Source organism: Neptunicella marina (assembly GCF_014270035.1).
Lineage (GTDB): Bacteria > Pseudomonadota > Gammaproteobacteria > Enterobacterales > Alteromonadaceae > Neptunicella > Neptunicella marina.
The window spans coordinates 1-9,795 of sequence record NZ_JACNEP010000031.1; the positions used below are offsets into that span (position 1 = coordinate 1).

The 9,795-nt window shown below is 43.7% G+C and carries 9 protein-coding genes; 8 read left to right on the forward strand and 1 reads right to left on the reverse strand.

Features of this window, described 5'->3' with window-relative positions:
- A partial coding sequence (locus H8B19_RS18590; protein WP_186508642.1) for a valyl-tRNA synthetase occupies window positions 1-88 on the reverse strand: 88 nt, incomplete at its 3' end.
- A gap of 128 nt (window positions 89-216) precedes the next feature.
- Here H8B19_RS18590 and H8B19_RS18595 point away from each other — a divergent pair.
- From H8B19_RS18595 to H8B19_RS18630, 8 genes are all read left to right on the forward strand, one after another.
- Window positions 217-738, forward strand: coding sequence for a DUF4124 domain-containing protein (locus tag H8B19_RS18595; RefSeq protein ID WP_186508626.1), 522 nt, complete (start codon window positions 217-219; stop codon window positions 736-738).
- 92 nt (window positions 739-830) lie between these two features.
- The gene (glnL, locus tag H8B19_RS18600) at window positions 831-1,898 is read left to right on the forward strand and encodes a nitrogen regulation protein NR(II) (RefSeq protein ID WP_186508628.1); all 1,068 of its coding nucleotides are present in this window, start codon (window positions 831-833) and stop codon (window positions 1,896-1,898) included.
- The gene (glnG, locus tag H8B19_RS18605; RefSeq protein WP_186508630.1) at window positions 1,898-3,304 is read left to right on the forward strand and encodes a nitrogen regulation protein NR(I); all 1,407 of its coding nucleotides are present in this window, start codon (window positions 1,898-1,900) and stop codon (window positions 3,302-3,304) included. The genes glnL and glnG overlap by 1 nt, the downstream gene beginning before the upstream one ends.
- A 151-nt stretch (window positions 3,305-3,455) precedes the next feature.
- Complete coding sequence (locus H8B19_RS18610; RefSeq protein WP_186508632.1) at window positions 3,456-5,027, forward strand: cytochrome ubiquinol oxidase subunit I; 1,572 nt, start codon at window positions 3,456-3,458, stop codon at window positions 5,025-5,027.
- A complete protein-coding gene (gene cydB, locus H8B19_RS18615; RefSeq protein ID WP_186508634.1) occupies window positions 5,024-6,160 on the forward strand; it encodes a cytochrome d ubiquinol oxidase subunit II in 1,137 nt (378 codons plus the stop codon). Before H8B19_RS18610 ends, cydB begins: the two co-directional genes overlap by 4 nt.
- Window positions 6,161-6,171: 11 nt before the next feature.
- The gene (gene cydX, locus H8B19_RS18620; RefSeq protein ID WP_186508636.1) at window positions 6,172-6,279 is read left to right on the forward strand and encodes a cytochrome bd-I oxidase subunit CydX; all 108 of its coding nucleotides are present in this window, start codon (window positions 6,172-6,174) and stop codon (window positions 6,277-6,279) included.
- Window positions 6,269-7,876, forward strand: a complete 1,608-nt coding sequence (locus H8B19_RS18625) for an ABC transporter ATP-binding protein/permease (protein ID WP_186508638.1) — start codon at window positions 6,269-6,271, stop codon at window positions 7,874-7,876. The genes cydX and H8B19_RS18625 overlap by 11 nt, the downstream gene beginning before the upstream one ends.
- Window positions 7,876-9,369, forward strand: coding sequence for an ATP-binding cassette domain-containing protein (locus tag H8B19_RS18630; protein WP_186508640.1), 1,494 nt, complete (start codon window positions 7,876-7,878; stop codon window positions 9,367-9,369). The genes H8B19_RS18625 and H8B19_RS18630 overlap by 1 nt, the downstream gene beginning before the upstream one ends.
- The last annotated feature ends 426 nt before the right edge of the window (window positions 9,370-9,795 follow it).

Below are 9,795 nucleotides of genomic sequence, written 5' to 3' on the forward strand. Positions count from 1 at the left end.
TTTCAACACGTGCTACGACCCCTAATTTAAAAGCCATCGTGTAATCGCGTTGAGTACGCTTACGATTTGAATTAGTTACTGTTGTCATAAAGAAGTCCTCTTTATGTCAACGTATTTCAGGACGGGACATACTTTCGTAAAAAGCCCGCCTTCCGGCGGGCTTTTTTATTGGCTGGAATACATCTACACTTGTTCTTAACGGGTTAATGGAAAAAGATGATGTACAAAGCTGTTTTTACTGCACTTTTATTGAGTATGCTTAGCGCGGTTAGCCACGCAACACTGTACAAAGTTATCAATAAAGACGGTTCGGTAACTTATACCGATATTCCCGTTGAAGGTGCGGTTCCGGTTGATTTATCTAATACAAATTCAGCTGTAATGCCGGCAATGAATACCCCAAAGATGAAAGCCCCTTCGCTCACTCCCAGTAAAATAAAACCCGCATATTTAGTCAATATTACCCGTCCCACACAACAACAAACCCTGCGTGACAATAATGGTGACCTGACAGTTGTTGCTCAGGTCACACCTTCCCGCGCCGCCATCGCCCAGTTATTCCTCGATGGTGAATTAATTAAACAACAATCTGAACTCACTTTTGAACTCACTAACATTGACCGTGGCGAACACCACGTACAAATAAAACTGGTTAACAATTCGGGCAAGGTTATTGCATTGAGTGAAACTATTACTTTTTATCTGCACCGCGCATCAGCACTAATTGGTGCACGCTAATAAAACCGCACTCTGGCGGAAAAAGACAGTGGACAGATAAACAACATCAGAAAACCAATGCACTGAATTGGTGCAGAGGATATAGTATTCAGATGCTACCTAACTCTGACAATATAAATTTGACCCAATTTCTGACAACAGCAGTGATTGTGGTTGATGAAAACTTAACGATTATATCGGCAAACCCTGCCGCAGAAACGATCATAGAAGTTAGTATTAACCGACTGATTGGTTTTCCGCTACCTGAGTTATTTAGCAGCAGTACCCTTCACGTTAGCCGTCTATTGCGCACGCTAAAACAAACCGGCAGTTTTTCTGATAGTGAAGTACAAATTGTTTTCCCGGATGGACGTCATCGCCTGGTGGACGTTACCATTTCCCATGCAGAAATTACTGGTTCTCCCCATTTAGTGCTGGAAATAAAATTAATCGATCAACAAAAACGCATCAGTAAAGAAACCCAGCAGTGGAATCAGCAACAAGCCGCAAAAGAACTGGTGCGTGGCCTGGCACATGAAATTAAAAACCCTCTTGGTGGATTGCGCGGTGCTGCACAACTTTTAGGCAAGCAGCTCGAAAGTGATGAATTAAAAGAATTTACCGAGATTATTATCGAACAAGCCGACCGTCTGACCAATTTAGTTGATCGTTTATTAGGCCCCAATAAATTAAGTGCTTTCGCCTACAGGAATGTGCATGAAGTGCTGGAAAAAGTACGTAGCCTGCTGCAACTGGACAATATCAGTGAAGTGGTGATCAACCGGGATTACGATCCCAGCATTCCCAATTTATGGTTTGACTCTGACCAGTTGCAACAAGCCGTACTTAACATAGCGCGTAATGCAGTTCAGGTACTGCAAGGCAGGGGCGAAATTCAGTTTATCACCCGCATTGAACGCCAGTTGACCATTCATGGGCAGCGCTTTCCGTTGTGTGTGAAGATTCAGATTATCGATAACGGTCCGGGTATTCCGGTGAAACTTAAAGACACCCTGTTTTATCCTATGGTAACCGGCAAAAAAGATGGCACAGGACTGGGACTGTCAATTGCACAAAACATCATTGACCATCACAAGGGCAAAATTGAAGTGGAAAGCTGGCCCGGTCACACCGAATTTAATATTTATCTCCCCATAATCGAAAATAAGGAGCCCGCTTGATGGACTATGCACCAGTTTGGATCGTCGATGATGACAATTCCATTAGATGGGTTTTACAAAAAGCCTTACAGGCAGAAAATATCGATTGTTTCAGTTTTGCTGACCCCCGAGATGTACTGACACAACTGGAAACATCACAACAACCTGAAGTGATCATTTCAGATATTCGTATGCCGCACATGGACGGCATGCAACTGCTTAATGAAGTGCAGCAACGTTTTCCTAATCTGCCAATTATTATCATGACGGCTCACTCGGATTTAGATTCTGCGGTCAATGCGTTCAAAGGTGGTGCGTTTGAATATCTGCCTAAACCCTTTGATATAGACGAGGCCATCAGCTTAATTCAACGCGCATTAAATCAGGCGCGCGAAAATGCCAGACAGCAAAATATAGATAGCCAGCCCACCACTGAAATTATTGGTGAAGCCCCCGCGATGCAGGAAGTGTTTCGTGCGATCGGTCGTTTATCCCGCTCAAGCATTAGCGTATTAATTAATGGCCAGTCGGGTACGGGTAAAGAATTAGTCGCGCGCGCGCTACATCGTCATTCGCCCAGAGCCAAAGAAGCTTTTATTGCATTAAACATGGCAGCAATCCCGGCAGATTTGATTGAGTCTGAATTATTTGGTCATGAAAAAGGGGCATTTACCGGCGCGCAAACCACCCGGCAGGGGCGTTTTGAGCAGGCTGATGGCGGTACACTGTTTTTAGATGAAATTGGTGATATGCCTTTGGATGTACAAACCCGGTTGTTGCGGGTACTGGCTGACGGACAATTTTATCGAGTGGGCGGACATAACTCGGTAACGGTAGATGTCAGAATCATTGCGGCGACTCACCAAAACCTTGAACAACGCGTAGCAGAAGGTAAATTCCGAGAGGATCTGTTTCACCGTTTAAACGTTATACGCATTCACATGCCACAATTGTCGGAACGTCGTGAAGATGTGCCGGCGCTGGCCAAACGCTTTTTACGCATGGCCTCAGAAGAATTAAAAGTGGATTGCAAAACCCTGCACAATAAAACCATTGAAATTCTGACCCAGCTCCCATGGCCAGGTAATGTGCGCCAGTTAGAAAACCTGTGTCGCTGGTTAACCGTTATGGCCAGTGGACAGGAAATTCTACCGGAAGATCTGCCTCCTGAATTATTGCAACAACAGAACTCAATTAAAACCAAGGTTGAGGGCGATGCCAGCTGGGATGAGTTGCTTGCACAATGGGCAGATCAACAGTTAGCTGCAGGTCATAAAAACATTCTGGATGATGCACAAATATTATTTGAAAAAACCTTACTGGAGCGTGCATTGCAGTTTACCCGAGGTCACAAGCAGGAAGCAGCCAAAAAGCTCGGTTGGGGACGTAATACCCTAACGCGTAAACTCAAAGAGTTAGATATGTAAGCTATAGGAAAACACCCATTATACCTTTTTGGTATATGCATATACCAACTGATAAATTCATGATGTAGATCAACATCCTTTTCTAATCTGCTGTGCTAAGGTCTTCTCAGTAAATTTATTTAAATTTGCATCTACCAAAGAGGGTCTGATCATGAACGAAACGCTGATCGAATTGTCACGCTGGCAATTCGCGTTAACAGCAATGTATCACTTTATCTTCGTCCCACTGACATTGGGCATGACGTTTTTATTAGCGATCATGGAGTCTGTGTATGTGATGACGGGTAAAGAAATCTACAAACAGATGACCAAATTTTGGGGCAAGTTGTTTGGAATAAACTTTGCCTTAGGTGTGGCCACCGGACTTACCATGGAATTCCAGTTTGGAATGAACTGGGCCTATTATTCACATTATGTGGGTGATATTTTTGGCGCCCCACTTGCCATTGAAGGTTTGATGGCATTCTTCCTGGAATCAACCTTCGTTGGTTTGTTTTTCTTTGGCTGGGATAAGATGTCCAAAGTGAAACACCTTGCCACCACCTGGTTAGTGGCCCTGGGTTCAAATTTCTCGGCTTTATGGATCCTGATTGCCAACGGATGGATGCAACATCCTGTAGGTGCCGAATTTAATATCGACTCAATGCGCATGGAAATGACCAGTTTTGCTGACGTAATTTTCAATCCTGTCGCACAGGTGAAATTCGTGCATACCGTGTCCGCTGGTTATGTGACTGGCGCTATGTTTGTACTGGCTATTTCAAGCTATTACCTGCTTAAACACAAAGAGGTCGCCTTTGCCCGCCGCTCATTTGCCATTGCCGCAAGTTTTGGTTTGGCATCTGTGTTATCGGTTATCATCCTGGGTGATGAAAGTGGTTATGAATTAGGTGATGTACAAAAAGTTAAGCTGGCTGCAGTTGAAGCCGAATTTGAGACCCACCCAGCGCCTGCGCCTTTCACTATTTTTGGTTTACCAGACGATGAAGCAGAAACCACCGATTATGCGGTTCGTATTCCGTGGTTAATGGGCTTGATCGCCACCCGCTCGCTGGACGAAGAAGTCATGGGCATCAAAGATCTGAAAGAATTGCACAGAGAACGCATTATTTCAGGCAGCGAAGCTTACGGACTGCTGGACAAAGTAAAATCTGGTACTGCCTCTGAACAAGAGCTAGCAATTTTCGATAGTAATAAAAAAGATCTGGGTTACGGAATGTTGTTAGAGCCGTTTACTCAGGATGTTGCTAACCCCAGTCAGGAAGCCATTCAAAAAGCAGTTGATTACAGCATTCCACCGGTAGCCCCGCTGTTCTGGAGCTTCCGTTTAATGGTGGTATCTGGCTTTATTATGTTGGCGGTATTTGCAGCTGCATTCTGGTACAGCACCAAACATCAAATTACCAAACCGACCTGGTTGCTTAAAGCCGCCCTTTACAGTTTACCTCTGCCGTGGATTGCCTGTGAAGCAGGCTGGTTTGTTGCTGAGTTTGGTCGTCAGCCCTGGTCAATCGCAGAAGTGTTACCTGTACATGCGTCGGTATCCAATTTAACCGTAACCGATGTGGTTATTACCCTAATCGCTTACACCCTGTTTTATATGGTGATGTTTATCGTTGGATTTTATCTGATGCAGAAATTTGCCAAAAAAGGTCCTGGCGAGCTGGCTCAGGAAGCGGAACAGCAAAAACTTAACCCTGTTACTCAAGGAGCACAAGCATGATTGATTATGAAGTGTTACGCGTTATTTGGTGGGTTCTGGTTGGCGTATTGCTGATTGGATTTGCCATTACAGACGGTTTTGATTTGGGGGTAGGTGCACTATTGACCATTGTTGGTAAAACCGATGAAGACAGACGAGTGATGATCAACACCATTGGCCCACACTGGGACGGTAATCAGGTGTGGTTTATCACCGCTGGCGGCGCAATTTTCGCTGCCTGGCCGATGATTTATGCCACCGCCTTTTCAGGTTTTTATCTGGCGCTGGCGTTAACGCTAATGGCCTTATGGATGCGCCCAATTGGCTTTGATTATCGTAGTAAATTGCCTGGTGCCAAATGGCGTAATAGTTGGGACTGGGCATTATTTGCCGGGGGGTTAGTGCCTGCACTGATCTTTGGTGTTGCGTTTGGCAACCTGTTACAAGGTGTACCTTACGAACTGGACCAAAACCTGAGATCCACTTATACCGGATCATTTTTCGGGCTACTAAATCCATTTGGTATTCTTTGTGGTTTGGTATCTGTGGCCATGTTACTTAATCATGGTGCCACCTGGTTACAGCTAAAAACCGATGACAAATTACATGAAAGAGCGCGCGCTGTATCTGTCGTATTATCCCTGGCTGCAGTCGTATTATTTGTCTTAGCCGGTGTGTGGATAGCGATGGGAATCAATGGTTATGTGGTTACTTCTGAGATAAATACCCTCGCAACATCCAACCCTCTGCATAAATCAGTCAGCGTGGAATCCGGCGCATGGATTGCTAATTACAGTAAATATCCATGGATGATGCTGGCACCATTATTGGGTATTGCAGCAGGCTTAGGCTGTAGCCTGTTCTCTTTAAAAGGACGCAGTGGATGGGCCTTTGTTGCAAGTTCATTATGCATGACAGGTATTATCCTGACTGCGGGTTTTTCAATGTTCCCGTTTTTAATGCCTAGCAGCACTATGCCAGATGCCAGCCTGACAATCTGGGATGCAACATCCAGTTTAATGACACTTAAAATTATGTTTGTGGTGGCCTGTATATTTGTACCTATTGTACTGGCGTACACTGCTTACGGTTTCTGGGTAATGCGTGGAAGGTTGAAAACCTCAGAACTGAATCAAAGTCACGCCATCTATTAGGAGATAAAACGATGTGGTATTTCACCTGGATTTTAGGCGTTCTATTAGCCTGCTCTTTCGGTATTATTAATGCGATGTGGTTAGAATCTACCGAAGATATGGACAGGGATGACGACTAACAAAAAAGCCGACCATGAACGTCAATTAGTTATATGGTTAAAGCAACAAAGAGCCGCTGCCCGCGGCTCTTTATTATTTCTTAATATCATATCAATCGCCTCTGTCATTAGCCAAATCGCTTTTCTGGCGCTTATTTGCCAGTTTGCGCAACAGTTGATTGTAGAACAAACACCAATAACAAACTCATCAGTAGTTAAGCTGGTTATAGTGGGATTGCTTAATTTGCTGCTGAATTACATACGATCTCATTTACATAGCCGAATTCACCTGAGGGTTAGCCAGCAATTACAAAAAGATCTGCAACAACAATTAAATAGCCGGCAATTGTCTCTGGTAAAACAGCACAGCCATTATTACTGGCAACAACAATGGTTATCGCATATCCCTGCTGTGGGTGATTTTGTGAGCTATTATCTGCCTCAACAATTACTGGCAGGCCTGGTACCTTTAATCGTAGTAAGCATGCTAATGCCGGTTAACTGGCCTGTTGCACTAATTTTATTAATCAGCCTGCCGATTGTACCGGTATTTATGTACCTGATTGGCTCCGGCACAGCCAGTGTTCACCGCAAACATTTTATTGCCCTGGAGCGCCTTGGTAGCGTGTTTTTTGATCGGATCAAACATGCGGAGCTAATTCATATTAACCAAGCTCACGAACAACAGCTTGGCGTATTACAATCTGCCAGCGGACAATTAAACCAACGCACCATGAAAGTGGTAAGTCTGGCGTTTCTATCCACAACAGTGCTCGACTTTTTCTCAACCATTGCCATGGCGCTGGTAGCTGTTTTTGTCGGATTTAACCTGTTAGGCGAAGTGCAAATCGGCTCACAAATCAATCTTCAGGAAGGTTTGTATATTTTGTTACTGGCGCCTTTGTGTTTTGCAGAACTTAAAAACCTGGGCCGTCATTATCATCAAAAATCAGCTGCAATTGCCGCAGCCGAGGCGCTTTATCCAATATTGACCAATGATATTCAAACACAAAATCACAACTGCTTTGACACAATAGACTGGCAGGACTTTTCTACCCAGCAGCCCGTAATAAGTGCTGCAACGCTCAAAATAAACAAAGGGCAGCACATACAACTGCATGGCGCTTCCGGTGCCGGTAAAAGTGTATTACTTGAGGCTTTGATAGGATTTCGTCACGCCACGCACCGCTTATCAACCACCACGGCACTGCTTACCCAGCAACCTGTTATTCTAAATAGTGATTTACGCACTAATCTCACGTTAGACAGAGACATAACCGATGAACGACTATGGCAGGTATTACGCGAGGTGGAGCTGGAACAATGGGTTCGATCACTCGCCAATCAACTTGATACTCCCATGGGCGAGCATCCACCAATGTCGGGAGGGCAAATGCAACGATTGTCATTAGCAAGAGTATTGTTGTCAGATGCTGAAATCATATTACTTGATGAACCAACCGCTCATTTGACCCAGCAACAGCATCTGCAAATCAGTGAAATGTTGCATGAGTGTTTAAAAAATAAAACAGTCATTTGGGCTTCGCATAAAGCGTTGCCAGCAGAATGGTTTAACCAACACTGGACAATTGAAAGCAATAAGGTGAGCTGCCGATAATGACGAAATTTATCGTTTTGATATTAGCCGTCGTACATGCCGTTGCTGGATTAGTATTATTGTTGTTCTCATCCTGGTTTATTGCTGCGTGCGCCATCGCAGGGGTGAACTTCAATTATATGTTACCCGCTGTACTGATTCGTGCATTGGCATTAATTCGTATTGCATCTGGTTACGGTTATATGTGGTTTGGCCATCAGCAATTGTTGGATGAACTTTCTGAAATAAGATTAAGTCTGTTTAAAAAACTAAAAACAGGTTTATTTAAGCAGCAAGCTCAATCCATCGATGTGCTGGCTGAACATACAGAAGCGTTAGCCAACTTGTGGATTGGTTGGGTGGTACAAAATGCTGGTGCAGTATTGATGTTACTGCTTTGTACCCTCTATTTCCTGTTTGCCTTTCCGCTAAGCTTGTTTATTGGTATAGCTTTTAGCCTGATTAATTTAGCTCTGTTAATTCAGCTTTACAGTACAGCCAATAAGTTAACCTCGTTACAAGTGAATCAGCAACATAATTTACGTTCACGCAGCGAAGACTATTTGCAATCAGCCAGCCTCTGGCATTTATATGATCAACAGCCGTCAGTTAATGCCCAAAACATTTGGCAAACTCAGCAGCAATTGCAACAACGAACTCAACTCACACTATTACTCACTCAATTCATCGGATTGATATTATTGGCCTGGTTTTTAGTCAAAGACTCTGGTCAGTATCTGGGTAATGCAAATTTGTTAGTTATCGTAATTATGCTGGTTAGTGTAAAAGACTGGTTGACCCCTGCAGCAAGTTCTCAGCATCAGTATGCTCGTTACCAACAGGCGAAACAGCATATCCAACAGCAGCAAGTCACACCAGTAAACGTGTGTCATATCCCTGACAAAACGACAGATATTCATTTAGTTAATTTTAAGGCTCCTTACGGTATTAACAGGAGCATAGACTTAGACATTAACAACAATGGTATTGTGTTGCTTGAAGGCGGATCAGGCTCGGGGAAAACCAGTTTGTTAAAAGCAATTTATGGTCTTAATGACTTTAATGGTCAACGACAGGTTAACGGTAATCTAATCCCAAAAGGCATTATCACCTCCTGGTATTACGCTAACCAGCATCCCATGATACTGAATGACACACTAGAGGCTAATCTAAACTTAGCTACAGATTCGGATATGGATCAACAAAACCTTAAACAAGCACTATTCTGGGCCGATTTAACGCATTTAAGCGACTCACTGACACAATGGTTAGGCTATTCAGGACGAAAGCTATCGGGTGGAGAAGCTAAACGCCTGAATATTGCCAGAGCTTATCTTTCCGGTGCAGATGTCTGGCTTCTGGATGAACCCTTCGAAGGACTGGCACCTCAGCAACAGATGTTTTTAAGTCATCAGTTAAATGTAATCGCTAAAGATAAGATCATTATCATTGCCAGCCATATTTTCCCTGACAATTTAGAGATTAACAAAAGCATTAATATAGATGAGATGTAATAGCTAGTATTTCCACAGAATCCAATAACTAAAACGAAGCCACCTTTTGGTGGCTTTTTTGTATCCGTACAAGAGAGGGGGTTCTAAGGGCGTATGTTGTTAAGTAGCGCATACTGTCTGCTCTTAGTGCTTTATCCTCTTCATTTAGTCACAGTAAAAGATTTATCGAAGTAGCAAACTCCCATCAGTGGAGTTATCGGGATATTGGCTAAATCAGGGTACGGTATTGCGATGTTGGATTGATGTTTTTGCATTGCTTAACGCAAAAAAACGCCTTGGTCTTTGACGGGGCCTTCGATTTCAATACGCTTAAAACAAAAAACCCAGCACAAGGCTGGGTTCTTCATTTAATTGGGAGTCTGGCGGTGTGCTACTCTCACATGGGGAAACCCCACACTACCATCGCCGCTAATACGTTTCACTTCT

Coding starts and splice junctions, on each gene's coding strand:
- glnL (WP_186508628.1), top strand. CDS start 831: ATGCTACCTAACTCTGACAATATAAATTTGACCCAATTTCTGACAACA.
- H8B19_RS18630 (WP_186508640.1), top strand. CDS start 7,876: ATGACGAAATTTATCGTTTTGATATTAGCCGTCGTACATGCCGTTGCT.
- H8B19_RS18595 (WP_186508626.1), top strand. CDS start 217: ATGATGTACAAAGCTGTTTTTACTGCACTTTTATTGAGTATGCTTAGC.
- cydB (WP_186508634.1), top strand. CDS start 5,024: ATGATTGATTATGAAGTGTTACGCGTTATTTGGTGGGTTCTGGTTGGC.
- glnG (WP_186508630.1), top strand. CDS start 1,898: ATGGACTATGCACCAGTTTGGATCGTCGATGATGACAATTCCATTAGA.
- cydX (WP_186508636.1), top strand. CDS start 6,172: ATGTGGTATTTCACCTGGATTTTAGGCGTTCTATTAGCCTGCTCTTTC.
- H8B19_RS18610 (WP_186508632.1), top strand. CDS start 3,456: ATGAACGAAACGCTGATCGAATTGTCACGCTGGCAATTCGCGTTAACA.
- H8B19_RS18625 (WP_186508638.1), top strand. CDS start 6,269: ATGACGACTAACAAAAAAGCCGACCATGAACGTCAATTAGTTATATGG.